This is a genomic window from Corallococcus sp. CA041A, assembly GCF_003612075.1.
Classification (GTDB): Bacteria; Myxococcota; Myxococcia; order Myxococcales; family Myxococcaceae; genus Corallococcus; species Corallococcus exiguus.
In genome coordinates this window covers 1-25,481 of sequence record NZ_RAWF01000007.1, presented here as the reverse complement: position 1 = coordinate 25,481, position 25,481 = coordinate 1, and the positions used below count along the sequence as shown (strand labels likewise).

The 25,481-nt window shown below is 69.9% G+C and carries 25 protein-coding genes and 1 pseudogene; 14 read left to right on the top strand and 12 right to left on the bottom strand.

Annotated features, from left to right (window positions below; translation table 11 throughout):
- Window positions 1-205: 205 nt before the first annotated feature.
- The 4 genes from D7V77_RS02205 (at window position 206) to D7V77_RS02190 (ending at window position 3,564) form a co-directional block, all read left to right on the top strand.
- Window positions 206-850: a hemerythrin domain-containing protein gene (locus D7V77_RS02205; RefSeq protein WP_120574618.1), complete on the top strand. Its 645-nt coding sequence runs from the start codon at window positions 206-208 to the stop codon at window positions 848-850.
- A gap of 126 nt (window positions 851-976) precedes the next feature.
- On the top strand, window positions 977-1,726 hold the full coding sequence (locus D7V77_RS02200; protein ID WP_120574617.1) for an SIMPL domain-containing protein: 750 nt from the start codon (window positions 977-979) through the stop codon (window positions 1,724-1,726).
- A gap of 60 nt (window positions 1,727-1,786) precedes the next feature.
- Window positions 1,787-3,214 (top strand): hypothetical protein, encoded by a 1,428-nt coding sequence (locus D7V77_RS02195; protein ID WP_147451963.1) that lies wholly within the window; start codon window positions 1,787-1,789, stop codon window positions 3,212-3,214.
- Window positions 3,214-3,564: a DUF2019 domain-containing protein gene (locus tag D7V77_RS02190; protein ID WP_120574615.1), complete on the top strand. Its 351-nt coding sequence runs from the start codon at window positions 3,214-3,216 to the stop codon at window positions 3,562-3,564. Before D7V77_RS02195 ends, D7V77_RS02190 begins: the two co-directional genes overlap by 1 nt.
- 59 nt (window positions 3,565-3,623) lie before the next feature.
- Here D7V77_RS02190 and D7V77_RS02185 read toward each other — a convergent pair whose 3' ends face one another.
- From D7V77_RS02185 to D7V77_RS02160, 6 genes are all read right to left on the bottom strand, one after another.
- Window positions 3,624-4,520, bottom strand: coding sequence for an alpha/beta hydrolase-fold protein (locus D7V77_RS02185; RefSeq protein WP_120574614.1), 897 nt, complete (start codon window positions 4,518-4,520; stop codon window positions 3,624-3,626).
- On the bottom strand, window positions 4,517-5,590 hold the full coding sequence (locus D7V77_RS02180) for an FtsW/RodA/SpoVE family cell cycle protein (protein ID WP_120574613.1): 1,074 nt from the start codon (window positions 5,588-5,590) through the stop codon (window positions 4,517-4,519). Before D7V77_RS02180 ends, D7V77_RS02185 begins: the two co-directional genes overlap by 4 nt.
- Window positions 5,587-5,898, bottom strand: coding sequence for a PadR family transcriptional regulator (locus tag D7V77_RS02175; RefSeq protein ID WP_120574612.1), 312 nt, complete (start codon window positions 5,896-5,898; stop codon window positions 5,587-5,589). Before D7V77_RS02175 ends, D7V77_RS02180 begins: the two co-directional genes overlap by 4 nt.
- Before the next feature lie 61 nt (window positions 5,899-5,959).
- Window positions 5,960-6,571, bottom strand: a complete 612-nt coding sequence (locus D7V77_RS02170) for a cysteine hydrolase family protein (RefSeq protein WP_120574611.1) — start codon at window positions 6,569-6,571, stop codon at window positions 5,960-5,962.
- 77 nt (window positions 6,572-6,648) lie between these two features.
- Complete coding sequence (locus D7V77_RS02165; RefSeq protein WP_120574610.1) at window positions 6,649-7,281, bottom strand: SCO family protein; 633 nt, start codon at window positions 7,279-7,281, stop codon at window positions 6,649-6,651.
- Window positions 7,278-7,808 carry a hypothetical protein gene (locus D7V77_RS02160; RefSeq protein WP_120574609.1) on the bottom strand — a complete coding sequence of 177 codons (531 nt, stop codon included), beginning with the start codon at window positions 7,806-7,808 and terminating at the stop codon, window positions 7,278-7,280. Before D7V77_RS02160 ends, D7V77_RS02165 begins: the two co-directional genes overlap by 4 nt.
- 89 nt (window positions 7,809-7,897) lie before the next feature.
- On the opposite strand from D7V77_RS02160, the gene D7V77_RS02155 reads away from it, so the two are divergent.
- Both D7V77_RS02155 and D7V77_RS44520 read left to right on the top strand, forming a co-directional pair.
- Window positions 7,898-8,317: a FixH family protein gene (locus tag D7V77_RS02155; protein WP_233596610.1), complete on the top strand. Its 420-nt coding sequence runs from the start codon at window positions 7,898-7,900 to the stop codon at window positions 8,315-8,317.
- Window positions 8,318-8,402: 85 nt separating this feature from the next.
- Window positions 8,403-8,501: pseudogene (locus D7V77_RS44520) on the top strand (NUDIX hydrolase); the annotation flags it as partial.
- A gap of 47 nt (window positions 8,502-8,548) precedes the next feature.
- On the opposite strand, the gene D7V77_RS02145 reads toward D7V77_RS44520, so the two are convergent.
- Window positions 8,549-9,004: a hypothetical protein gene (locus tag D7V77_RS02145; protein ID WP_120574607.1), complete on the bottom strand. Its 456-nt coding sequence runs from the start codon at window positions 9,002-9,004 to the stop codon at window positions 8,549-8,551.
- A gap of 148 nt (window positions 9,005-9,152) precedes the next feature.
- Between D7V77_RS02145 and D7V77_RS02140 the strand changes: the two genes are divergently transcribed.
- Window positions 9,153-9,974, top strand: a complete 822-nt coding sequence (locus tag D7V77_RS02140) for a class III extradiol ring-cleavage dioxygenase (RefSeq protein WP_120574606.1) — start codon at window positions 9,153-9,155, stop codon at window positions 9,972-9,974.
- Window positions 9,975-9,986: 12 nt separating this feature from the next.
- On the opposite strand, the gene D7V77_RS02135 is transcribed toward D7V77_RS02140, so the two are convergent.
- Complete coding sequence (locus D7V77_RS02135; RefSeq protein WP_346728603.1) at window positions 9,987-10,685, bottom strand: type 1 glutamine amidotransferase domain-containing protein; 699 nt, start codon at window positions 10,683-10,685, stop codon at window positions 9,987-9,989.
- 120 nt (window positions 10,686-10,805) lie between these two features.
- Between D7V77_RS02135 and D7V77_RS02130 the strand changes: the two genes are divergently transcribed.
- Both D7V77_RS02130 and D7V77_RS02125 read left to right on the top strand, forming a co-directional pair.
- Entirely contained in the window at window positions 10,806-11,711 is a 906-nt protein-coding gene (locus D7V77_RS02130) for a LysR family transcriptional regulator (protein ID WP_120574604.1), read from the top strand.
- Window positions 11,712-11,938: 227 nt separating this feature from the next.
- The gene (locus D7V77_RS02125; protein ID WP_126932874.1) at window positions 11,939-12,478 is read left to right on the top strand and encodes a hypothetical protein; all 540 of its coding nucleotides are present in this window, start codon (window positions 11,939-11,941) and stop codon (window positions 12,476-12,478) included.
- On the opposite strand, the gene D7V77_RS02120 is transcribed toward D7V77_RS02125, so the two are convergent.
- From D7V77_RS02120 to D7V77_RS02105, 4 genes are all read right to left on the bottom strand, one after another.
- Window positions 12,479-14,743: a lamin tail domain-containing protein gene (locus D7V77_RS02120; RefSeq protein WP_233596608.1), complete on the bottom strand. Its 2,265-nt coding sequence runs from the start codon at window positions 14,741-14,743 to the stop codon at window positions 12,479-12,481.
- 171 nt (window positions 14,744-14,914) lie between these two features.
- Window positions 14,915-16,882 carry a lamin tail domain-containing protein gene (locus tag D7V77_RS02115; protein WP_120574602.1) on the bottom strand — a complete coding sequence of 656 codons (1,968 nt, stop codon included), beginning with the start codon at window positions 16,880-16,882 and terminating at the stop codon, window positions 14,915-14,917.
- Between the two features lie 138 nt (window positions 16,883-17,020).
- Entirely contained in the window at window positions 17,021-18,442 is a 1,422-nt protein-coding gene (locus tag D7V77_RS02110; protein WP_120574601.1) for an IgA Peptidase M64, read from the bottom strand.
- Window positions 18,443-18,503: 61 nt separating this feature from the next.
- Window positions 18,504-20,042 carry a PEGA domain-containing protein gene (locus tag D7V77_RS02105; protein WP_120574600.1) on the bottom strand — a complete coding sequence of 513 codons (1,539 nt, stop codon included), beginning with the start codon at window positions 20,040-20,042 and terminating at the stop codon, window positions 18,504-18,506.
- A gap of 286 nt (window positions 20,043-20,328) precedes the next feature.
- On the opposite strand from D7V77_RS02105, the gene D7V77_RS02100 reads away from it, so the two are divergent.
- The 5 genes from D7V77_RS02100 to D7V77_RS02080 all read left to right on the top strand — a co-directional run.
- On the top strand, window positions 20,329-21,333 hold the full coding sequence (locus tag D7V77_RS02100) for an SDR family oxidoreductase (protein ID WP_120574599.1): 1,005 nt from the start codon (window positions 20,329-20,331) through the stop codon (window positions 21,331-21,333).
- Window positions 21,334-21,418: 85 nt separating this feature from the next.
- Window positions 21,419-22,420, top strand: coding sequence for a diacylglycerol kinase family protein (locus D7V77_RS02095; RefSeq protein ID WP_120574598.1), 1,002 nt, complete (start codon window positions 21,419-21,421; stop codon window positions 22,418-22,420).
- Window positions 22,421-22,503: 83 nt separating this feature from the next.
- Window positions 22,504-23,193 carry an NUDIX domain-containing protein gene (locus D7V77_RS02090; RefSeq protein WP_120574597.1) on the top strand — a complete coding sequence of 230 codons (690 nt, stop codon included), beginning with the start codon at window positions 22,504-22,506 and terminating at the stop codon, window positions 23,191-23,193.
- A 183-nt stretch (window positions 23,194-23,376) separates the two neighbouring features.
- Window positions 23,377-24,180 (top strand): protein phosphatase 2C domain-containing protein, encoded by an 804-nt coding sequence (locus D7V77_RS02085; protein ID WP_120574596.1) that lies wholly within the window; start codon window positions 23,377-23,379, stop codon window positions 24,178-24,180.
- Between the two features lie 4 nt (window positions 24,181-24,184).
- Window positions 24,185-25,481: hypothetical protein (locus D7V77_RS02080; protein ID WP_120574595.1), on the top strand; the 1,297-nt coding region annotated here is incomplete at its 3' end.

The following is a 25,481-nucleotide window of genomic DNA, read 5'->3' as shown; positions in this document are numbered from 1 at the left end:
TTTCCGACCGATACCGGACAGAAGGCGCATGCCGCCCGGCTGCCCTCCGTGCGGGCACGGCGGCCAGGGGGACGGGGGTAGGCGCGGCCGTGAATCCATCCCCACCCTTCACCCCGTGCCGCGCTGCGCCAGGGCCTGTCTGGGCCCGAGCGGCTTCGCGATGGGGGAGGCGCGGCCCCCGATTCGACGCAAAGGGAGACGGCCCATGGATGCCATCACGTTGCTGAAGGCGGACCACAAGACGGTGGAGCAGCTGTTCCGCAAGTTCGAGAAGGCGGGCGACCACGCGCTGGCGCACAAGCGCAAGCTGGTGGACGAGATGGTGCGCGAGCTGTCCATCCACGCCGCCATCGAGGAGCAGGTCTTCTACCCGGCGGTGCGCGCGCGTTCGGAGGACCTGTCGCCGGACGTGCTGCGAGCGCTGGAGGAGCACCACGTGGTGAAGTGGGTGCTGTCGGAGCTGGACACGCTGCCGCCGGAGTCCGAGCGCTTCGACGCGAAGGTGCACGTGTTGATGGAGAGCGTGCGCGCGCACGTCACGGAGGAGGAGCAGTACCTCTTCCCGGAGGTGAAGAAGGCCTTCAAGCCGCAGGAGCTGCGGCAGGTGGGCGAGGCGCTGGTGCTGGCGAAGAAGGGCGCGCCCACGCACCCGCATCCCGCCGCGCCGGACACCCCGCCGGGCAACCTGCTGACGGGCGCGGTGGCGGCGGTGATGGACATGGGGCGGGACGCGCTGCGCGTCGCGCGCCGCAAGGCCGTCACGCAGGTGCGCAGGTCCGCGCCGCGTCCGCTGCGAAAGCCATTGGAGTCCATGATGTCTGTGGACCAGCCGGGTGAGTCGCTGCACTGAGCGACCGTCCGGCGCAGGACGCCTCGGGTCCGGTGAATGTCCGCTGGGGCTGGGGCGTCCGAAGGGGCATGAGAGGCTTTCGCGCAGGAAGCGCGAAGGTTCTCTGTGCCTTGGGAAGGAGGCGCCATGTCCGCTGTTCGCAGGATGTTGACGACGCTGGTGGTGCTCGCGGGCTTCACGGCCGCGGCGCAGGCGCAGGCCCCGGCCGGTTCACCGCAGCCCCGGCCGCCGGTGGATCCACAGGTGCGCACGCTGCGCGTGGAGGGCACCGGCGAGGTGAAGGCGCAGCCGGACGAGGCCTTCATCGACGTGGCGGTGGAGACGTCCGCGCAGAACGCGAAGGCGGCGGGCGAGGAGAACGCGAAGCGGATGGAGAAGGTGCTCGCGGCGCTGACGGGCGCGGGCATCGCGAAGCGGGATTTGCAGACGCGCAACTACAACGTCTATCCGGAGTACACGCCGCCGCCGCCGCAGGGCGGTGAGCCGAAGCTCAAGGGCTACCGGGTGAGCAACCTGGTGAGCGTCCACGTGACGGACCTGTCCAAGGTGGGGAGTCTGTTGGACAAGGCGTTGGCGGCGGGAGCGAACCGGGTGGACTCGGTGCGCTTCGGGCTGAGCCGGCAGGACGCGGTGCAGGGCGAAGCGCTGCGGCAGGCGGTGGCGCGAGCGCGCAAGTCAGCGGAGGTGCTGGCCGCGTCGCTGAACGTGAAGCTGGGCGCGGTGCTGGACGCGAGCACGGTGACGGAAGCCCCGCGCCTGTACCCGGCCACCTTCGCCATGGACATGGCGGAATCGCGAGCCGCGCCCACCACGCCCATCCAGCCGGAGGAGCAGACGGTGATGGCGAAGGTGACGCTCATCTTCGCGATTCAGTAGGCCCGCGGTCCCGGCTGAATGCGAGACACTCCAAGCCGCGTCCCGGCTTGGAGTGAATCCATGCGTACAGGTGTCTTATTGTGTTGCGCGGTCATGCTCTTCACGGGCTGCGCGCCGGCTGTCTCCAGCAGGGCCCTGCGCTACTCGCCCCGGGAGTCCGCGAGGGAGCGAACGCCAGGAACGAATGCCGACCGCGCCATCGCCAGCTCCGGCGTGCGCATGGATGCCTGGGAGCAACTGCTGACGGACGCGGGGCTGGACGCACGGGACGAGCAGCCCCTGTGGGACAGCACGCTCACGCCCACGCAATCCGTGCGGCTGCTGGGCGTCCTCCTGCGCAAGCCCGTCACGCTGGACACGCTGCCGCCCCGAATGGTGGCGGGCTTCCTGCTGCGAGAGGTGCTGGAGCGAGGCGGGACTTCGCGGGAGGAGTTGCTGCGCCGGGTGGAGCGATTCGCTCGGGAGCAGGTCGCGGTGTTGCGACCGGATGGCTACCTCGCATGGGCACTCACGGGTCGCACCCAGCAAAAGGTGGCGCCCGTCGAGTGGAGGGACGGAGCCTTCCGGGCGAATGGCTTCGAGCTGGGGCGCTTCTACAGCGGCAAGGGCGGTGTCTTCCGCGTCATGGATGCGCAGCTCCAGGTCTCGGACTGGCGTCCCATGGCCGAGGTGTACGACGACGCTGACGTCATCAGCCGCACCCTGGACGGAGCCGAGGACGCCTTCGTGGAGCTGTACCACGCGCTGGGACAGGTGCTCACGCGTCCCGTGGACAGCATCGCGGGGCTGAGCCACCTGCCGGCGGGCGTGGCGGCGCTCATCGCTTCCTCCCCCGCGTACTGGGAGCGCTTCCAGTCCATGACCCGTGGCGAGCAGATCCGCGAAGTGTCGCGGCTGACGACGGGAATGCTCGTCACATGGGGCGCGGCCTCGGCCACGACGCGGACGTTGAAGGGGATGGCGCTGGGGGCGGAAGTCTCGGTGCCTGTGCTGTCATTGTCGGCGCAGGGCGCGCTGGCGTTGGAGCGCGTCGCGGTGCCAGCAGGGCGTGCGGCGGCGGTACTCAGCGGTGGCGCTGGGGCGGCCATCATCCTCCAGCGAGTTGATGACGCAGCGGGCTCGGGGGGCGGAGGGGGCGCAGATGCGCAGGGATCCTCGCCGTCGAGTGGGCCGAAGGGCTATTCGTCCTTCAAGTCCTTCAAGCGGGCCATGGGACCCGCAGGGAACGGCAAGGAGTGGCATCACATCGTGGAGCAGACGGAGGGGAACGCGTCTCGCTTCGGACCCCAGGCTCTCCACAACCGGGAGAACGTCATCCCGCTCGACAAGGAGCTTCATTCTGGGGTCAGCGCTCTGTTCTCCTCGAAGCGCTTCGACATCACCAGCTCCTTCAAGACAGTGCGAGAATGGTTGAGCACGCAGTCCTTCGACGCTCAACGCGACTTCGGCCTTCGGGCCATTGAGAAAGTGAAAAATGGGGTCTGGTGATGTCGCTTGAGAAACTCGTAGAGGCATTCGCCCAGGACATCGCGGCGCAGACGGACTGCATCGTCCGAGGAGATGCAAGGGCGGGCAATAAGCACGCCGAAAAGGCGCTTGCCGCGTTCATGGCGTTGCGTGAGAAGGGCGACGCCGGCCGCGATGCACTGGCTGCGCTTTTTTCTCACCCGCGTATGGATGTCAGGGTCACTGCTGCTGCTTTCCTGCTCCGGCACAAGACCGCAGAAGCCACTGCGCTTCTGGAAGATGCAGCAAAGGGCCAAGGTCTGGCAGCCCTGGGTGCCCAGCAGACCTTGCGGAATTGGCAGGATGGGTTGTGGGCCCTGGACCCTGCGTGACTCAGCCTGGCCAGGTGCGCCCCTCCAGTAGGCGCCGTTCGCCACCGCGGTCCCGACTGTCATTTCACGAGGAAGTCGGCCAGCGAGGACACGTCTGACGCACAGTGGCCGCCATAGAGCGGGTGCCATTCGGTCCTGATGCCTCGCTGACGGGCAAGGTTGGCGAGGCGCTCGGTGCCTTCGTAGTTGCCGTAGGCATCGTAGAGGCCGCAGGAGAGATAGAGCTCCGGATGGTCCGGTCCCGCCTGCGCGACCAGGTGCAGGGGCGAGACGCGGCGCCATTCGGCTTCGTCGGCCACGTACTGGCGCGCCATCCGCCAGACTCCGAACACGATCTTGGGATCGGCGCCGGTGCGCTCCATCGAGGCCTGGATCGTGTCAAAGGAGGAGAACGGGGTGTCGGTGTAGACGCCCGGACAGAGCGCCGCGACCTTGGCGAACTGCGCCGGATGGGAAAGGCCCGCGACCAGGACGTTGAGCCCACCCATCGACTCCCCCAGCAGCATCCGCCGCCGGGGGCGTCCCACCTTCGCCTCAATCGCAGGCAGACGGGCCATGAAATCATCGAGCAGTCCGCTGTCCTCCTGCTGGCCCTTCGGAGTCAGGAGCCAGGTCGAGCCGTAGGAGACGGTCACGACCGTGGGAGGTAGGGCTCCGGTGGCCTGCCATTGCGCCTGCAGCATGCCGGTGAAGTAGGTGTCGTCGTTCCAGACCGTCTCGTCGAGACTGCGCCCGTGGTGGTGATAGACGATGTCGCCGTTGGTGCCCCCGGCGGCCTTGTTGATGCAGTAACGCAGGGGCCCTTGCGCGTCGCACTGCTGACTCGCGGGCGTGAAAGAAGCCCTCTGGTCGCCGCGGCTGCGTGTGATTCGCGTCCACGTGAACCAGAGCACGAGGGCAAGCAATACAACAGGCAGCAGGTATCGAACCCGCCGTCCAGGGCGAGGCATTGTCATGACTGGGCGAGTGCGATTCTTGAAGGGATGTCGCGCGAAGTCAGCGGCCTCGGCAGGGTCGAAAGGCTCAGGACGTAGCCGAGGATCGCGCTGCCTCCGTAGCCCACGACCGGGGTCGGATGATTGCCAAACGCGGCGGCAACGGTCGCCGCGAGCCACGCAGCCCCGAAGGCGAGGTAGGTCGCGCGGCTGTCCCCGTCACAGGACCCACCGAACAGCACAGGGACGAGCAGCATGACCGAGCCGGCCACGACGGCCAGCCCGGCAAGGGCATGGACCTGGAAGGACGAAAAGAGGACCTGGTCGACGAAGGGTGCGGCGGGAAGCGCGTCGGGGCGCAGCAGCGTCACCACCAACGCCAGGAGGCTGGCCGTGAACGCCAGAGACGTCGGCCGGTCCGCGCGCGTCACCGCGACGGTCGCCAGCGTCGCGGTCATCATGGCCGCCATCGCACGGTCGGGCTGGAGCGCCATTGCCACGGCGGCAACGATGATCCCCGTCGTCGCAAGCGGGGTGCGCGTCCGGGAGAATCCGGCAAGCATGAGCGGCAGAAGGACCAGGCTCGGTTGCACGCTCACTCCGCCGAGCTTGACCCAGCGAGCTGCCCCCTCGACGCGGAGGCCGGCGGATGCGGTGGCGAGCAGCAGGACCGAGAGGCCGAGAATCAGGGCTCCGGACCATCGCCCGCCCGCCCCCGGGATGCGGCTGACGAGGGCCAGCAAGACAAGACCGAGGACGAGCGCGCCAGCGTTGATGCCGAGGTAGCCGACGGGCGCGCCGGCAAGCGTCATGTAGACGAGCCCCATGGCGACCGAGCCAGCCGCGCAGAGCGCACCGACGGCACGCGGGCTGTGCAGCGCGCCGAAGGGCTGCATCAGGAGCAAGCCGATGGCACGCGGCGCCAGGCCGCGGAAGCTCGCAAGCGCGAACGACAGGGCCTGGGTGTCCTCGGGGATTTCCGCGACCTCGTAGCGGATGGCCAGCCCCCAGTCGCGCATCGACGGTGGGAGGAGGGACTGCAGGGCGCGGCACAGCAGGTCCGCCGCAAGTCGTTGGACCCGGACGCTCATGTTGTTGCCCCGCGAAGGACGGAGCGAGCAGCCACCTTGCGGTCTGGCGGATTGTCGCGCGCGAGCTGGACCCCGGTCTGGGTCAGGCGATAGGCGTGCCTTGGCGGCCGCCCACCCTCCGCCGGCTGCTGCCACTCGGCTTCGAGATAGCCCTGGGCTTCGAGGCGGATCAGCAGCGGATAGAGCGTGCCCGACTTCACGTCCGCGATGCGGCACAGCTCATACCCGTGCGACCAGCCCGCCCCGGCCTCCAGCAGTGCGGCAAGAACGGAGCGGGCGTGATTCGACAACGCGCGAGTTCGCGGCATGCCCTGTAAATCTACCTATGTAGATTTAATGTCAAGGCCGACTGCGGCTGCTTCCTTCACGTCAGCGGACGCTCAAGTTCACGATGGCGTTGGTGCCCATGACGGCGCCAAAGGTGTCGGCGATGGTCACCAGCGCGGACTTGTGCAGCACATCATGCGCAATGGTGCCGCCGCCGGGCGCCTCGATGTCCCGGGTGGCCGAGGCGTCGTCCGCCACGATGACGTTGTAGCCGAGGGGAACCGCGTCCCGCGCCGCGCCGGACACGCAGGCGTGGGTCATCAGGCCGGAGATGATCAGCGTCTTGATTCGGGAGATCTGCAGCTCGTGATGGAGCTCCGTGCCCTGGAACACGCTGATCTGGTTCTTCTTGACGACCTTGTGGTGGGCGGCCGGCTGGAGGTCCTTGTGGCAGAAGGCCGTCGCGCTGTCGTGGGCGAAGAGGGGAGCGCCGGACGGGCTCACGTGCCACACGTGGAAGACCGGCAGCTTGTGCCGATCCGCGAAGGCGATGAGTCGCCTGGCGTTGTTCAGGGCGCGCATCCCATCCGGAATGGGCAGCTTTCCGCTGAAGTATTCTTCCTGGAAGTCAATCACCAGCAAGGCGGTGCTGAAGGGGTCAAGCGAGTCCGGGGCGGATGCGCCGAGGATGGTGCGGATCGTGGGGTGCGACACTCTGTTCTCCGGGTCGGGGATGGACGGCCGCGCGAGTCTACTCACTGGACGCTCAGGATTTCCTGAGTTCCTTGTTGTTACTCCGGGGCCTGGGCCAGCAGCGCGGCGTCCCGGAGCAGGGCTTCCAATCCGCCCTCTCCCTCGGTGACCCGGTAGTAGCCGCGAAGCTGTCCCCGGGCGTCCACGAGGACGAAGTGCTCGCCGTGGAAGACGCTGAAGAAGTCGTCCTCGCCCGCGTCGGCGTCGCGGCCCATCATCACCCGGAAGCCCTCCAGGACCGTCGTCTCCACCTGGTCCAGCGGGCCCGTCAACAGCGTCCAGTTGGACGTGTCGATGCGGTGGTCTCGCGCATAGGCGGTCAGCCGTTCCGGTGTGTCATGGCGCGAATCCACGCTGAACGAGGCGAAGCGCACATCCAATCCCTGCTCCCGGGCCTGTCGCTGCACCCGCAGCATCTTCTCCGTGAGCAGCGGGCACACGGTGGGGCACCGGGTGAAGAAGAAGTCCGCGACGTAGAGATGCCCCCGCATGTCGGCGTCGGAGAAGGATCGTCCCGTCTGGGCGGTCAATTCGAAGCGCGGGAGCGGCCCGTACAGGGGCAGGTTCTCCGCGGCGACGCGCGCGCGTTCGCGTTGAACGTGGGGCCACGCGACGGACAGCAACGCGATGACTCCTGCACCGGCGAGCACGAAGAGGGATGTGGGCTTCATAGAGGGGGGCAGGAGCGCAGACAGCGCGCGTCCGTGATGACGCGTTCGGAGGTGGATGGGGCCTGGCTTGAGTCGTAGACGCCCCGGACCTGGAGGCGTTGATCCACCAGCAACAGGAGGCGTCCGCTGTCCCGCAGCGGCTGCCAATCCGGGTGGAGCACCGTGGAGTCGCGCGACGTCGCGATGACGACCTGGAGCGGGACGCCATCGGTCTCCAGACGCTCCTGGACCTGTCGCAGGAGGGGAACAAGCGTGAATTGAACCAGGGTGAGCTGTCCCTGAAGCTGCCCGGGCTCCAGCGGCTGGCCCCGCTCATCGCGAAGGGTGAGCGAGGGCAGCGGCCCATACACAGGAGGCGGCACCTCCAGCTCCCACGAGGCGTTCGAAGGGGGCGCCTCCGACCAGGCGAAGTCCAGCACCATCACGAGCGCCGCGCATGCGAGCACGGACACGGTCAGCCCCACGGCTCCCAGCACCACGAACACCCACGAACGGGGCTGCGCGGAAGAGGACGAAAGGGCGGACATGATGGCGCACCCTCTCTCATCCAGACCGCATGTGCGATGCGACACCTTGTCGCAGAACGCAGGCCCGCCTCTTCCGCTACACGGCAAGGATGATGAAGGCACTGCTGATGGGAACGCTGTTGCTGGGCGCGACGCCCTCCGCCACTCCAGACGCGGGACAGGTGAGCGCGGCCTCCTCCGTGGGGACAGTGGCCAGCGCATCCGGTCGACTCCGAGTCGAGGTCCTCTCTTCGATGACACCGCTCCGAAGAGGCGTTCAGGCGTTCCAGGTGCGGATCACCGACGCCGCGTCGGGAAAGCCGGTGCCCGGTGTCGTGCTGTCCGTCCAGCCCTGGATGCCCGCGATGAACCACGGCATCTCAGAGGTCCCCCGCGTCACCGCGCGAGACCCTGGGACCTTCGAGGTCTCCGACGCGGACCTCTTCATGCCCGGCGTCTGGGAGCTGCGCTTCACGCTGAAGGGGACGGTGGAGGACTCCGCGACCGTGACCCTCAAGCTGGGGCGGTAGGCGCGGCGGCCGCACCTCTTCGAGGTCATCAGGCTGCCAGGAGCCGTCGAAGGCAGGCGAGTCCGGGTCGTAGATGCGGAAGTCGAATGACGTTGCCGCAGTGCAGGTGTTCAGCGGACTGGTAGCCGAAGCAGAGCGCACCCACCGGGTCACGCGCCTGGTGCGCGGACAGCTCACGAGGAAGTCTGAGCGGGAGCGGCAGTTCCTCGCGCTATTCGGCGGGCATGGGCCTCAGGACTTGAGCGCCGCGGGAGCCGTTTCGCGCGGCATCAAGCCGCTGAACTCGTAGATGAACGCACCGTTCTCCGTGACGTCCACGGTGCAGGCGCCCGCGCGGGACAAGCCTTCGAGCACCTCCTTGGCTTCGGTGAACGAGAGCTGACTGCTCGCCGCCACCTCGGCGATGGTGACGCGGCCCCCGTGCTCCTTCGCGCAGGTGAGCACGGCGCGCTCGACGTCGCGGGAGTCCAGCGAGGGCCGCACCGCGACGGGCGCATCCCTCAATTCGGGCGGCAGCTTCGCGCGCCGCGAGGAGCGGACGAGCGCCAGGCCTCCGAGGATGAAGACGGCGCCGAGGATGAACCCCGCGATCGTGTGTTCCGCGGTGCCCTGGATCAGCTTGTCGAGCTCCAGGCCAATGCCAAAGACGCCGAACGCGGCGAGCGCCCAACCGATGATGCTCTTCATGCAACCCCCTTCGCGACGGGACCACCCATCCGTTCCCCAGCGCGGGTTCATAGCAGAAGACGTCGTGTCTCAATCGGACGCAGGGGTCCACCCGGAGTGCGTTGGCGCGCCGGTCCACCCGTGGAGTTGAATGGCACCGAGAGGCCCCATGCCGACCGACCCGTCCAATCCCTCCTCGCGCCTGCCCGTCGTCTTCATCCCGCACGGCGGTGGCCCCTGGCCCTTCGTGGAGATGGGCCTTCCGAAAGCGGAGCTCCAGGCGCTCGCGACCTACCTGCGCCAGGTGGGCCAGCAGCTCGCGGCGCCACCCAAGGCGCTGCTCGTCATCTCCGCCCACTGGGAGGAGCCCGTGGCCACGGTGATGACGTCCGCCGCGCCACCCATCCTGTATGACTATTACGGGTTCCCGCCGGAGTCGTACCGCATCCCCTGGCCGGCGCCGGGCAACCCACGGCTCGCGGCGCGCGTGCGCGAATTGCTCTCCACGGCGGGCTTCGCCACGTCGGAGGACCCGGCGCGCGGCTACGACCACGGCACCTTCATCCCGCTGAAGCTGACGTACCCGGAGGCGGACATCCCCTGCGTCCAACTCTCGCTGAAGCAGGGGCTGGACCCGGCGGAGCACCTGTCCATGGGCCGGGCGCTCGCGCCGCTCCGCGACGAGGGCGTGTTCATCATCGGCAGCGGGATGACGTTCCACAACCTGCGCGCCTTCGGAGACCCTCGCGCGCACGAGGTCTCCGCGAAGTTCGACGCGTGGGTGCAGGACGCCGCCACCTCTCCCGCGGACGAGCGTGACGCGAAGCTCACGCAGTGGATGCAGGCCCCCTATGCGCGGCTCGCCCATCCTCGCGAGGAGCACCTGCTCCCCCTGATGGTCGTCGCCGGTGCCGCCGGTGCGGACCGGGGCACCACCGCCTGGTCCGGCTCCATGATGGGGACGCGCATCTCCGGCTTCCAGTTCGGCTGACGGCAGCGGGCTTCAGCCCTTGGGGGCCGGGGCCTGCTTCTTCTCGGCCAGGACCTTCAGGACCTCCTGCGCGGTGGCGGCGGAGGACGCCGGGTTCTGCCCCGTGACGAGCCGCCCGTCGCGCACCGTGAAGCTCTTCCACAGCGGGCCGGACTCGTAGCGCGCGCCCAGCTCGCGCATCCGGGTCTCCAGCGGGAAGGGGACGATGGCGTCGAACTTCGCCGCCTGCTCCTCCGCGTTGCTGAAGGCCGCCACGCGCTTGCCCGCCACCAGCGGCTTGCCGTCCGGTCCCTTCACGCCCACCAGCGCCGCCGGGCCGTGGCAGACCGCCGCCACCACCGCGCCCCGCGCGTAGCCCGCGGACAGCAGCTGGTGCGCCGGCACGTGCTGCGCCAGGTCCCACATCACGCCGTGCCCGCCCACCACGAAGTACGCGTCGTAGGTGTCCTTCACCTGGGCGAGCACCTTCGTGTTCGCCAGCTTCTTCGTCGCCTCGGCGTCCGCGAGGAAGGCGCGCGTGTCCTCCGTCTGCTCCTTCTCGCTGCGAGGATCCACGGGCGCCTTGCCGCCCAGCGGCGACGCGATGTCCACCTGGGCCCCGGCCTTGGTGAACTGCTCGTACGGCGCGGCGAGCTCCTCCAACCAGAAGCCCGTCTTCTCCCCGGTGTTCCCGAACTGCGAGTGGCTGGTGACGATGAGCAGCACCTTCACGGCGGTGAGCGCTTCCATGGAACGTCCTCCTTCGAGCCCCAGTCCGTGGGGCGATGGGCGATGAAATACGTCCCCGCTCTCCCCAAGAAAACCGAGAGCCTCTTCACATAAACTGAAGCGATGCTTGGCAATCACGAAGCGCTCTGGACGCTGTGGGAGGTCAGCCGGGCGGGCACGCACGCGGCCGCCGCCACGCGCCTGGGCATCACCGCCTCCGCCGTGGGTCAGCAGCTCAAGGCCCTGGAGCGGCACGTGGGCGTGGCGCTGTTCGAACGGGTGGGGCGCCGGGCCCGGCTCACTCCGGCGGGCGCCGCCCTCGTCGCGAGGCTGGGCGAGCACCTGCCCGCGGTGGACGCGGCGTTGGAGGCGGCCTCCGAGGCCCAGCGCGCGGTGCGTGGCGAGGTGTCCCTGGGCGGTCCCTGGCCCTTCTTCCGGTACTGGCTCCGGCCCCGTATGCCGGGCCTGCTGGCGCGACACCCGGAGCTGCGGCTGGATGTGCGCTTCGACGTGCCCAGCCGCGTGTCACGGCTGTTGCTGGACGGCGCGTTGGACCTGGGCATCGTCGGACTGTTGCCGGACGCTCCGGGGCTGGAGGTCCGACCGGTGGCCCAGGAGGAGTTCGTCGCCGTGGGCGCGCCTTCGTACCTGAAGCGTTGGGGAACACCGCGCGGGGCACGCGACTTCGGTGCGCACCGCTTCATCGCCTTCGATGCGGACCTGGCCATGCTGGCGCCGTGGTGGCGCGCCACCTTCGGACCGAAAGAACCCCTGCCGGCGCAGGTGGTGTGCCGCGTCGCGAACCTGGACGAGATGCTGGCCCTGGTGGAGGCGGGCGTGGGGCTGGCGGTGTTGCCCGACTACCTGGTGGCGCCCGCAGTGCGCGAGAAGCGGGTCGTGACGCTCACGCCGGAGCTGGGCCGACGCTCCGCACGGAAGCCTCGGGGAACGCTCTATGTCGCGTGGCGCAGGGCCGCGGCACCCACGGCCCGCTTCCTCGCGGTGCGCGACTGGCTCCTGGCCGCATAGGCGCTGCTTCCGGAAGGCCCTGGGCCAGGGCGCGAGGTAGCGCATGCCCGCCCGCCCTCCGGACAGGAAGGAGAGAGTTCCAGGCAGCCAGGCCCAGCCCCACACGGTCGTGGTTCCCGGCGGGGCAGGGTGTCCCCATCTTTACCGGGGGAGAGCGGGCTCGCGCGCCATGGACGGGACTCCGTCGGGAAGCGGGCTCCTTCGCACGACACGGGAGGACGTGGCCAATGCGGAGAATGCGCGGGACGGCGGGCCTGCTGATGCTGGGCCTGGTGGGACTCGGGGGGCTGTCGGCGTGCCACGGCGGCGAGCCGGGGCAAGACGGCCCTTCCGCGAAGCACCGCGAGGGACGTTCGGAGGTGCTGCGCGGGCTGATGGCCTCCAAGGAGACCGTGGACCCCAAGGCGCTGAAGACCGCGGGCTCGGAGGTGAAGGGCGAATCGGCCCCCGCTCCGGCTCCAGAGGGAACGGGCGGCTCCGGTCAGCAGCCCCGGCCCATGGGCTGGGCCGCGGGCCGCGTGTCCTGGGTGGGCGACGACGAGCTGCTCTTCGTGGACGGCCAGGGCCAGGAGCAGGAGGTCTTCGTGGACGAGGCCACGCGGCTCAAGCGCGACGACGAGAACGTGCAGCTGCACGACATGTCCGAGGGCGATGAGATCCGCGTCACCTACGAGGACCATGGCCAGGAGTGGATCGCCCGGGACGTGGAGGCGGTGCCCGCGGAGCCGGAGCCCGGGCCCGACCCCCAGGCCCCGCCGCTGCGCTGACTAGAACGCGCCTCCGTCCGCGCGCCGGCCCGGTGAGGACTGCAGCCCGGGCGTCAGCGTGGTGTGCAGCACGAAGCCCGCGTCCGGCGACAGGTCCGGGGAGCGGTTGATGGACACCGCGTCCACGGTGCTGAAGTAATCGACGCTGTCCACGACGCCGCCATCCTGGCGCTTGAGCTGCACGGTGTCCGACGTGTTGTTGAGGCTCAGCGTCCCGCTGGAGGCCGCGACGGCGTCGGGCGTGCCGGCCGGGAAGCCCGCGGACCCACCGAAGACGACCAGGGGTCGTCCTGGCTGAAGCACCGTGCCCGGGGCGAAGACGTGCCGCGTGCTCAGTGCGTCCCACAGGCTCCAGCCGGACAGGTCCAGCGGGGCGGAGCCCGTGTTGTAGAGCTCCACGAACTCGTGCGCGGTGCCGCCGGGGAGCGCGGGCTCGTTGGCGAGCAGCTCGTTGATGATCACGCGGGGCGCCGTGCGCGTGAACCAGATGCGGCCGGGGGTCATGTCGAAGCGCGACGCGTTGGCCGTGTCCACCACGCGCACGCGCACCAGGTCGCTCTCCTCGTCCGGCACGGTCCACGTGAAGGTGCCCGCGCTCGCGCTCACGGAGGGGGCCACGACGAACCACTGGTCGCCGCTGTCGTAGGTGGCCTCGATGCGCACGGTGCTCACGCCCGCCGAGCGCCACGTCAACGTCAGCGGGGTGCCCACGACGAACGTGCCGTCCAGGGGCGCGGTGACCCGCACGCGCGGACCGGGAACGCCGCTCAGGTCGTAGCGGGTGATGACGGGGTAGTGGTCGCTGACGGTGCGGGCGTAGTCCGGAATGGTCGCGTCGGGCCGGAGCACCTGGACGCCACCGGGCACCGCGTCCACGGCGACCTCGTCGGTGACGAGCGTGTGGTCGATGACGTCGTTGTATTCCGTGGTGGTGCGGATGGTGGCGTCGGTCAGCACCTTCGTGAGGAAGGTGTAGTGCGTGGGGTCGTCCAGGAAGTTCGCGTAGGGCGTGGGCAGCGCGACGCCGTTCTGCGTGGAGATGGAGTGGTCCAGGTCATCGTTCCAGTCGCCGATGACGAGCACGCGCGCCTCGGGCAGCCACTGGTCCAGGTAGCTCTTGAGGGCGGTCGAGGAGCGCTGGCGCTGGCCGTAGGACGTCATGTCCTCGAAGGCCTTCATGTGCGTGACGATGACGACCAGCGGCGCGTCCTCGCCATGGATGCGGGTGGTGAAGTCCACGCGCAGCGGCGGGCGTCCGCCGAAGTCGGCGGCTTGCGCGGTGAGGATGATCTGGGCGCTGCGGTAGGTGAGCGAGCTGTCGTAGACGATGCCGGGCTTCTGCTCGCCCGCGGAGTACGTCGACGTGCCGCTGAGGACGTAGGTGGTGTTGTTGGCGAGGAAGCCGCGGTAGCTGCCGGGCAGCCCCGACAGGAGCGTGTTGAAGTCCACGGTGTCCACCATCTCCACCAGGCCCCAGACGTGGGCCTCCGCGTCGCGAATGACACTCGTCGCCCCCGCGACCTGGAGGTCGTCGGTCACGCCGCCGTCGGAGGTGGAGTTGGCCGGGCCCTGGTTGGGCGCGCCGAACCACTCCAGGTTCCAGTGGCCCACGGTGAACAGGGAGAGGGGCGGCTGCACCATCACGATCAGCCGCGCGGACGCGGTCTGGCCCTCCGCGTCGCGCACGGTGGCGGTGAAGAGCGTCGAGCCCGCGGCGGTGGGCGTGCCGGACAGGGCGCCGTCCGTGGAGAGCGTGAGCCCCGCGGCCAGCGTGCCGGTGAAGCTCCAGGTGAGCGGTGCCCGCCCGCCAGAGGCGGTGAGCGTCATGGCGTAGGGCTGCCCCACGCGTCCGTCCCCGAGCCCCAGGGAGGTCACCGTGAGCGCCGGAATGCCTGCATCTGGCACTCCCGCATCGCCGCCATCGGAAGTCGAGCCGCCATCGGAAGTCGAGCCGCCGTCACCCGACGAGCCGCCATCGTTCAGCACACCGGCGTCACCTGACGAGCCGCCATCGCCGGAGGCGCCGGCATCGTCGGGCTCACCCGCGTCGCCAGGCCCACCTCCATCGACAGACTCGCCGCCGTCGACCTGCTCGCCGCCGTCGACCTGCTCGCCGCCGTCGACCTGCTCGCCGCCACCGTCGGACGCGCCGCCGTCGGCTTTTACTCCGCTGTCGGGAGGCTCGACCGGCGTCGGAGGCGTGGAGCTGGGACACGCGGTGAGCAGCAGGGCGAGCAGGGGCGCGACGATGCGAGGGAGGGACATGGAAGCCATCCGGTCCAGACACCGGAAAGGGACCACGGCCCATCGCGATGACGGGCGGTGCATCCCCATGCTCCCAAGAGTCGCACATCCCCCCGTCATCCAAGAAGAAGGGCCGCGCTCCCCGGTGGGGGAACGCGGCCCTGGGTTACTGCAATGTGTCAGACGCGGCGACTACGGCGTCGGAGCGCCCGGCGTCGGGGTGGTCACGAACGCGAAGTCCGCGTTGTTGTTGTTCGTGTCGTTGCCGTTCGGGGTCCGCTGCAGGGAGCCCACGGCGGAGTTCGAGTCCGAGGCGGAGGTGCGCGTGCCCTCCTCGAAGTTCAGGGACTTGGCACCCGCGGCCGTGGTGATGGTGAACGTGGGGTTCTGGGCGCCCGGCTCGTAGAACACGCTGTCGAGGAGCGTGCCCGCCGCGTCGTCAACCAGGCCCACGCCGTCACCGCTGCCGTTCTGGATGATGTCGGTGTTCGCGCCGGAGGTCGTCTTGATGATCAGCCGCAGCGTGCCCGCCGGCAGGTTCGCCGTGGTGAAGTACGGCTCGGGCGCCGCGACGATGTAGCCGCCCGCGGGCAGCGACGTCACCGCGGTGCCAGCCGCGTCCTTGGTGTCAGCCAGGTTGAACTTCAGGTACTCCACGCGCGGGTTGGCGGTGGAGTCGCCGTTGACGAACACCAGCTTGACGTTGGTCAGGTCCGCCGCCTCGGTGCCGCGGTTGTAGATCTCGACGAACTCCGCGGTGTCGGTGCCCACGTTGTCGTAGTCGATCTCATTGATGACCAGCGACGGGCCCGTCGGAGGAGGCGTCAGGCCGGTGAACGTCGCGGTCTTGGCGGCCGCGTCCAGGGCCTTGCCGGCCAGGTCCTTCACCTCGCCGTTCACGGTCACCGTGTACTGCGTGCCACCCGTCAGGTCCCCGGTGGTCAGCGAGACCTGGTTGCCCGTCGTCGTCGCAGCGGAGACGGCCACGGTCGGCGTGATGCCGAAGTCCGCCGCCTCCACGCTGGCCGCGTCGAGCTTCCGGTCGAACGTCAGCCGCACTTCCGTGCCGCTCAGCGGGCGCGCCTCGGTGAGCTTCGGCGCGGGGCAGGCGGTGATGGTGAGCTGCTCCGGCGCGAACACGGACACCTGCGGCTGGGCGGTGAAGCGCCAGACGACGCCGGTGGGCACGGTCACGTCGCAGCCCGAGACCAGGTCCAGGTCCGTGGACAGGGTGGTGGGCACGCGCAGGCGCAGGGGGCTGGGGGACGGCTCTCCCGTGGTGATCAGCGGGAAGGCGGTGAAGGCCGCGCCGCTGCCAGCGCCCGCCTCCAGCTTGCCGGACACGGTGACCAGACGGCTCTCGTAGACGCCGGTCGTGCCCGCGTCCTCGAAGGAGCTGACGGCGTTCGCGTCCACCTTCAGGCCCGGGGGCGTCGCCGTGCTCAGGTTCCACACGCCGTGGTTCTTGCTCACCACGGTCAGGTCCGTGACGGTCTTCGCCACGTTGAGACCGCTGATGATCTCCTTCTCCGTGACGTTCAGCGTCACGCGGTCACCCACGGCGACCGCCGTGGTGGACGCGGAGTCGCGCACGAACATCGCCGGGCCGTTGGCCTCGGCCTGCAGGAAGAAGCCGGAGGCCTCCGTGGCCGCGCTGCCCGTCACCGCGGGCTTGACGAAGGTCACGAACGCGCCGCTCACGATCTGCGGCGTGGTCAGTGCGCCCGCCGGGGCCGCGATGAACGCGGCGATCTGCGCGCTCGTATCCGCCGGAGGCGTGGTGACGCTGGAGGGCGTGCAGGTGTTCGTCGCGATGTCGCAGGAATCGGTCAGGGCGCAGGCCGGGGTGCACGCCTGGGGGCCACCCGTGCCGCCGTCCGTCGTGGTGCCGGCGTCCGTCTCAGTGCCCGCGTCGGTGCCCGCGTCCGTCGTGGTGCCGGCGTCCGTCTCCGTGCCCGCGTCCTCTTCCGGAGGAATGTTCAGCGTGCGCAGCTCGCACTTGTTCTCCACGCAGGTGTACGCCTGACCCGCGGGCGGCGCGCCCTTGTCACGACAGTCGAACTGATCGACACACTCGTCGCCGCAACCCGTGCCGACCGTGACGAACACGGTGGTCACGAGCGCCGGCAGCCAGCTCCGCTTCAAGCTCTGCTTCAGCATGTGAATGCCTCCAGGGGTGTCCAGATTGCAGGTGCGGTCCCCCTTACACCCGAAAACAGAGGGGCGTCCATTTGCCCAACCACCTGCCACGTCCCTGTCACCCGAAAGGACGCCCAGGGGCCTGGGAATCGAAGGAAGTCAGGGACTCTTTCGTGCAGGGGTGGACGTTGGACCCGCGTACAGGTCGATGACCTCGGTGATGCCGCGCTGGCACACCGCGCAGAAGGGCACCCGGTCCCGGGTGAACATCATGCAGTCCATCTGCGGCCGGAAGTAGCCCTTCGCCTCGTAGTGCGCGCCCTCGAAGGCGCCCACCTTCCCGGAGAGCTTCTGCGTGCCCAGGAATTTCTCCTCCCAGTCCCGCTGCGCCACGAACAGCGCGTCCATCTCCGACTCGGGTTTGCGCTCTGAACGAATCTTCTGCCGGCGTTGCTGCACCTGCAGGGCGTGCGCGTCATAGGCGGGCTGATTCCAGGGCGTGGGCAGCGGGGTCCCCGGCGCCACCAGGTCCTTCCACTTGAGCTGGGCGGGGTCGTGGAGCGCGGTGACGTTCTTCTCCCAGGGCTCCACCCGCTCCGAGGGCGCGGAGCCGTAGACGGGGGCGGACGTGTAGTACTCGTCCGCCAGCCCCGCGAAGTGGTGGCCGAACTCGTGGACGAAGACGTAGGGGGCCCAGAGGCTGTCAGCGGCCACGGTGCTGAAGAGGCCGTAGATGCCTCCGCCGCCGTAGGTGTTGCCGTTGGAGAGGATCTCCACGAACTCGTAGGGCGCGAAGGCGGCGGTGTCACGCAGCGCGGCGTTGTCGAAGGTGAGGATGTAACGCTCGGCGCCAAAGGCGTCGTAGGTGGAGCCCAGGGGCGGGCGGCGGTGGACGCCGGTGGAGGGCCGGGAGATGCCGGACTCGGCCGCCTTGGGCATCAGCCCCCAGACGTTGAAGTCCGCCTTGCGCTCCTTGAAGGGGGAATAGCTGAAGAGGATGTCCACCAGCTTGCGAGCGTCCTTCTCGAACTTGGCGCGCTCCGCCTCCGTGTAGCCATCCCCCATGATGAGGAAGTCCACCTTGTCCTGCGGCGGCCCGTTCTCCAGCAGCTTCAGCAGCGGGCCCGGCGCGGGCGGCGAGGACGGATCCACGAAGGGGTCCTTCGGATCCACCACCAGCGACCAGATTTCGCGGAAGGCGTTCTGCGCGTCGCGCTTCTTCAGGATGACCTGGACGGGGCTGTCCGGCGCGGGGAAGCGCAGCGACTCACTGAAGGTGCGGTGGGCCTGCTTCGCTTCGTCCGTCAGCTCCCACTCGCCGAAGATGGAGGCGAAGCCGCGCGAGAACAGCAGCCGGTTCGTCTTCCGGTCCCGCACCTCGAAGAGGTACTTGCCCAGGTTCGTCTCGTCGATGGCCCGCGCCGGGTGGCCCGGCCAGGGCAGGGGCTCCACCACCAGCCGCTCCAGGCTGAAGCGCTCCTCGGTGGCGTTGCCGGTGTGGAAGTAGTCGACGCGGAACGTCCGGGGTGCGGCGAGGGCGGTGCTCGCCGTGAGCAGCAACAGCAGGAGGGAAGCGCGCATGTGGCGCGACTCTACGCGCCCGGCGCTTCCCATCCAGGAACCTCCGGCCGGGACCGTCCGCTCAGAACGTTCCGGACACGCTCGCCGCCGCGCCCGTCTCGTCCGCCGTCACACCCAGCGTCACGGGCGCTGGCTTCGCGGGGGAGGACACGAGGAAGAGCACCGCCCCGGTGACGACTGCCGCGCCGCCGCCCACGAGCAGCCCCGTCATGACGTGGCTCTTGCCCACCAGAGAGTCGCGCAGCGCGACGGCCCGCGCATCCGTGCTCACCAACTGGCCGCCATTGGCCGCGCGGCGGTCCTCCAGGCCGTTCAGGTCCTTCTGGGCCAGCAGCCGCACCACGCCCGCGCCACCCAAAGCCGCCACGCCCGCGCCCACCGTCACGTACGACGCCGTGCGCAGGCCCGTGCTGGGGGCGGCGTCGCTGGAGACGTCCTCCGACAGCAGGTTGGGCGCGGTGAGGTCCGCGCCCGTGCCGGAGGCGCTGGCCGTGCCCCGCGCGCCGCCCGCGTCCCAGGGCGCCTTGCCGTTGGCGTTGTTCATCACCACGAGGTTGGAGGGCGAGCGTCCGGTGGTGACGAAGTCCACCAGCGCGGAGAGGGCCTCACCGGGCGCGTCCAGGCCCTGTGTCTTGAAGCCGCCCTCGCGCAGCTTCTGCCCGCCGTCGACGTTGAGCACCGTGGCGGCGAACCACTTGGGCCCGCTGCTCGGGCGCTCCAGCCGCACGACGATGACCTCCTCCACGCCCAGCGTGCCGCCCAGGCGCACCGCGTGGCTCCAGGTGCGCTCCTCGTTGCCGTCCGCGGCGGCGAGGCACGGGAAGGGCGCGGCCGTCACGGACCCCTCGTAGGCCAGGTCCACCAGCAGCGGCGTGTCCGCCCCCTGCGCCTGCACCTGCCGGGGGAAGCTCACCGCGTCCCCCTTCACCATCGTCAGCTCGTACGCGCCCGCGGGCAGCTCCAGCGTGAGCGGCGTCTGCCCCACGCTCAGGCCCTCCAGGTACACGTCCGCCGCGGGCAGCGTGGACTTCAGGGACAGCTTCACCTTCGGCGTCCTGGCCAGGTCGCGGCGCAGCTTCTCGAAGGCCTGCCGGATGGAGGGGGCGTACTGGTCTGGGTCCAGCTGGTACTTCGGCTGGAGGCGCAGCACCTGGAGGAAGGCCGCGTCGCTGTCCTTCGTCTTCCCCATCGCCCGGTGGTTGAGCCCGTGCAGCAGCTGCGCGTGGGCGAAGAGCTTCCAGCGCGGCTCGCCCGGCGGCAGGCGGCGGATGTCGCGCAGGGCATCGTCCAGGAGCTGGGTCGCGCGGGCGTTGCGGCCCTCGTAGAACTGGTCCTGCGCGGCGTCCAACTGGCGCTGGAGGTCCTCGAAGGAGCGCGAGGAGTCGGGGAAGAGGCGCTCGGCGAACTCGGGCGCGCTCAGCAGGTGCTGTTCGGGGCGGGCGCGGAGGGCGTCGTAGAACGCCTTGGACTGGCCGCTCAGCTCGGCGTCCCGGCAGTCGCCGCTGGAGACCACCAGCCGGTGGGGCGCGGCCCCCGAGGCGGCGGCGCACAGCAGGCACAAAAGCAGCGCGAAGGCGGACGGCTTCGGACGGAAGGGCATGGTCACGTGGGTGTGGAAGGGATGGCCGGACCGGCGATGCAGGCCGCGTTCCGTCCTCTACCGGACTGTCCACCCTCCAGGCCAGCGACCCCGGAGCCTGCCTCCCGGTCCCGCACGTGGACCCCCGTCCGGATTCCGGGCCCCCTGCCTCGCTGGTTGCCCTCCGGGTGAGTCACCTGTGTCCCGGGTGCGACGCCGGGCGTCATCCCCACCTTTCCGTCCACGAACCCTTTCGAATGCTCGGGCCGTCCAGAGCCGGCGGGCCCGCCAACAAGGACCCCACTCCATGGATCGCATCTGGAAGAAGAAGGTCATCGTCATCACGGGCGCCTCCAGCGGCATTGGCCGGGCCACCGCGCTGCTCCTGGCGAAGAAGGGTGCCCACGTGGTGCTCGCCGCGCGCCGGGAGGACCCCCTGGAGGAGCTGGCGGCCGAGTGCGAGTCCCACGGTGTCCAGGCGCTGGTGGTCCCCACGGACGTGGCGGACGCGGAGGCCGTGCGGAAGCTGGCGGAGGCCGCGGTGGAGGCCTTCGGCCACTTCGATGGCTGGGTGAACAACGCGGGCGTCTACATGCTGGGCAGCCTGGAGGAGACGCCGGACGAGGCGTTCCGCCAGCTCATGGAGACCAACTTCTTCGGCACGGTGAGCGGCGCGCGCGCGGCGCTGGCCCGGTTCCGTCGCCAGGGCTACGGGACGCTCGTCAACGTGTCCTCCACCTTTGGCACCGTGCCCGCGCCGTACCTGAGCGCCTACGTGGCCTCCAAGTTCGCGGTGCGCGGCTTCTCCGCGTCGCTGCGCCAGGAGCTGCTGGGCACGGGCATCGACGTGTGCACGGTGATGCCCGCCGCCATCGACACGCCCCTGTGGCGCCACACCGCCAACTACACCGGCTGGCGCATCCGCCCCGTGGAGCCCGTCTACACGCCGGAGCGCGTGGCCCGCACCATCCTCCGCGTGCTGCGCCACCCCCAGGACGAGGTGATTGTCGGCCCCGCGGGGAAGAGCTTCGCGGCGATGCACGGCCTGTTCCCTCGCACGTACGAGCGCACCATGCGGGCCGGCACGGACGCGCTGCACTTCAAGGACGAGCGGCAGCGCCCTACCCCCGGCAACCTCTTCCAGCCCATGGAGGAGGGGGACACGGCCTCGGGCGGTTACCACGGCACCGGAAAACAATGGCTACGTCGTCTGTTGGTGGCCGGAGGGCTGGCCGCCGCGGCGGTGACGCTGCGCCGGCGTGCGGCCGAGCGGCACCTGGAAGCACGGCTGGCCCACGCCCTGGGGGTGTGATGCCCATGTTTCCGGGGGAGTCCCCATGCCGGGGCTCTTTTCGTGACGGGGCCATGACATGAACTGGGGAAGAGTCGCGCCCGCCATGAACATCGCCGTCCTCGTCAATCTGCGTGCGCGTAAAGGGACCGAAGGGATGGGCGGGCTCGTCAGAGACCTGCTCCCCCGGGCCCGGGTGGCCCTGACCCGTTCCCTGGAGGAAGCCCGGGAGTGGGTGGACCAGCTCCGGCACGACCCGCCCAGCCTGCTGCTCGCGGGCGGAGGCGACGGCACCATCACGGGCCTGCTCAACGAGCTGCGCTCCCAGGGTGTGGCCCTGCCGGCCATTGGCGTGCTGCCGCTGGGGACGGGCAACGCCTGGGCCCGCGTCACCGGGGCGCCGCGTCCTCATGTGGCCCTGAAGCAGATCGCCGCGTACGGCGAGCGCCTGCCTCCCCTGCGTCCCTTCTCCCTGGTGCGGGTGGAGGGCCGGGTGGCGCCCTTCGCGGGCACGGGCTGGGACGCGGAGATGATTCAGGACTTCAAGAACCAGCTCGCCGCGGCCGGTCCGCTGAAGAAGTCGCAGGCCGGCCTGCGCGGCTACCTGGGCGCCATGTTCACGCGCACGGTGCCTCGCCATCTGTTCGGCGAGGGCAACCCGAACGTCTCCGTCTACAACCTGGGCGCGCCCGCGCTGACCATCGACGCGACGGGCGCGGTGCGGCCGCTGCCCAACGCCGGCGAGGGGCAGCTCTTGTACCAGGGCCCCGCGGGCGTGGCGGGCGCGGCGACGACGCCGGAGTGGGGCTTCGGCTTCAAGGCGTTCCCGTTCGCGCAGGCGGTGCCGCACCGGCTGTCCGTGCGCGTGTACGGCGCGGGAGTGATGGAGGCCACGCGCAACATGTTCCGCCTGTGGCGCGGCGAGCACCCCATGCCGCGCATGCACGACTTCTTCGTGGAGCGCCTGCGGATGGACTTCGACCGCGAGGTGCCCTTCCAGATGGGCGGCGACGTGCTGGGCATGCGCCGCTCGCTGGAGTTCGACCTGGCGGAGGAGAACGTCAACCTGGTCGACTGGCGTCGCCTGGGGCGGCTCGTCGCCGTCTAGCCCGCCGCACCCTCCGATGAGCGCATGAAGGCGCTTGCCGGCACCGTGTCCTCTGGACACGATGCTGGCCGGAGGGTTTCCCCGTGAGCCACACCTATGAGTACCCGCGCCCTGCGGTGACGGTGGACTGCGTCGTCTTCGGGTTGGACGAAGAGGACCTCAAGGTGCTGCTCATCCAGCGCGGCGTGGAGCCGTACCAGGGCCGGTGGGCGCTGCCCGGCGGCTTCGTGCGCATGGACGAGTCCCTGGAGGACGCCGCGCGCCGTGAGCTGGAGGAAGAAGCGGGCCTGCGCACCAGCCACCTGGAGCAGCTCTACACGTTCGGTTCTCCGGACCGCGACCCCCGGGGCCGCGTCATCACCGTGGCGTACTTCGCGCTGGTGAAGCTGTCCCAGCACCACCTCCAGGCGTCCACCGACGCGCGTGAAGCGGCGTGGTTCTCCGTCTGGGACACGCCGAAGCTCGCGTTCGACCACGCGGACGTGCTGTCCACCGCGCTGCAGCGGCTCAAGGGCAAGGTGCGCTACCAGCCCATCGGGTTTGAACTGCTGCCGCCCAAGTTCACGCTGTCGCAGCTCCAGCGGCTGTACGAGACGGTGCTGGAGCGCGAGCTCGACAAGCGCAACTTCCGCAAGAAGATCCTCGCCATGGACCTGCTGGAGGAACTGGACGAGGTGGAGCAGGACGTCTCCCACCGCGCCGCGCGCCTCTACCGGTTCGACCACAAGAAGTACAAACAGCTCGAGAAGGCCGGCTTCAACTTCGAGCTCTGAACACCCCCACCTCCCGCCACACCCATCGGCGCCCGCTGACAGGTTGTCCCACGTCGCCTTGACTTAGTGTCACATGGACACTATGTTGGTGTTGTAGATACACGAAGTCGGACGGCGTGGGGCCGTCCACTCGCCATCAGGTTCCGGGTCGTGCGAGCCCTTTTCGAGGGCCACGGGAGAGCCATGTCCACGCTGCCCTTCGATGTCGCGGTGGGTTCGGTGCAGGGGCGGGAGCACGCGCGCTCGGGGCGCAACAACCAGGACGCCGCCTGCGTCCGGGAGAGCGAGCACGGGCTGGTGGTGGTGGTGGCGGACGGGTGTGGCAGCCAGCCGTGCAGCGAGTTGGGGGCGCAGCTGGGCGTGCGGCGGCTGGCGCACGCGGCGCATGCGAGGCTGGCGCGGGGTGAGACTGTGGACGGCGCGGACTTCCTGACTGGGCTGCGCGCGGACCTGCTGGAGCTGATGGAGGGCCTGGCATCCACGCTGGGGCGGGACGTGCTGGGGGACCTGCTCTTCACGCTGGTGGGGGCGGTGATGACGCCGGCTCACACGCTCGTCTTCTCGTCGGGGGACGGGGTGTGGATGCTCAACGGCGAGGTGCACGCGCTGGGGCCGTTCCCGGGCAACGCGCCGCCGTATCTCGCGTATGCGCTGCTGCGCGGGGAGGACGTGCGGCTGGAGCGCCGGGCTCTGATGCCCACGGAGGACGTGCACGCGCTGCTGGTGGGCACGGACGGGGTGGGGGACCTGCTGGACCTGTCGCAGGCGCGGCTGCCGGAGCGCGATGAAGCGGTGGGCCCGCTGTCGCGCTTCTGGACGGAGGACCGGTACTTCACGAACCCGGACGCGGTGCGACGGCGGCTGGCTCAGCTCAATCGCGAGTCGGTGCGCGCGGACTTCGCGGAGCGGCGCCTGCTGCGCACGCCGGGGTTGCTGACGGACGACACCACGCTGGTGGTGCTGCGCCGCCGGATGGGGAGGGCGTGAGGCCATGGACGTCTGGCTGGAGGGAAAGAAGGTCCGGTTGGATCCGCAGCAGGCGCTGGGCAAGGGCGGCGAGGCGGATGTGTATGACCTGGGCGATGGCCGCGCGCTCAAGGTCTTCAAGCAGCCCCAGCACCCGGACTACCTGGGCCTGTTGCCCGAGCAGGCCGCGGCGAAGGCCCGGCTCGTGGAGCACCAGCGCAAGCTGCGCGCGTTTCCCTCGGGCCTTCCTGCGCGAGTGGTGACGCCGCAGGCCCTGGCCACGGACAAGAAGGGCGCGGAGGTGCTGGGCTATGCGATGCGCAAGCTGGACGGCGTGGAGTCGCTGCGCCGGTGGAGCGAGCCCTCGTTCCGGCGCGCGGGAGGCAAGGCCGCGGACGCGGTGACGGTGCTGGCGGGGCTGCACCGGGTGCTGGCGGCGGTGCACTCGGCGAGTGTGGTGGTGGGGGACTTCAATGACTTGAACGTGCTGACGGTGGGCACGGACGCGTACTTCATCGACGCGGACAGCTTCCAGTTCGGTCCCTACCTGTGCCCGGTGTTCACTGAGAAGTTCTTGGACCCGCTGAGGCTGGACGCGAGCGCGAGGACGCTGACGCCCGCGCGGCCGGCGACGGTGGAGAGCGATTGGTATGCCTTCGCCGTCACCGTGATGCAGTCGCTCCTGTGCGTGGGGCCGCAGGGCGGCATCCACAAGCCGAAGGCGCAGGCGGCTCGGCTGAACGCGGTGGGACGGATGCTCCAGCGCGTCACGGTGTTCCATCCGGACGTGCAGTACCCCAAGCCCGCGCTGCCTCGGGTCGCGCTGCCGGATGACCTGCTGCACCTGTTCCACCAGGTGTTCGTGGAGGACCGGCGCGGCGCGTTCCCGCTGCCGGTGCTGGAGGGACTTCGCTTCACGGTGTGCGCGTCGTGTGGCCTGGAGCACGCGCGGGCCGCGTGTCCCACGTGTCAGCCGCACGCGACGGTGGCGGCTACTCCGGTGTCGGCGGTGCGCGGGCAGGTGACGGCGAAGCGGACGTTCACGACCCGCGGCGTGATGGTGCACGCGAGCGCGGAGGACGGAGTGGTGCGCTTCGTCTACCACGCGGACGGCGCGTACCGGCGCGAGGACGGGCGCACGGTGATGCGCGGCGCGCTGGACCCGACGCTGCGCTGGGCGGTGCAGGGGGACGTGACGCTGCTGGGGCACAGGGGGCGCGTGGCGGTGTTCACGCCAGGCCGGGAGCAGGAGTTCATTGGCGTGGATGTCTGTGAAAACCGGCCGGTGTTCGCGGCCAATACCAGACACCGGTTCTGGGCGG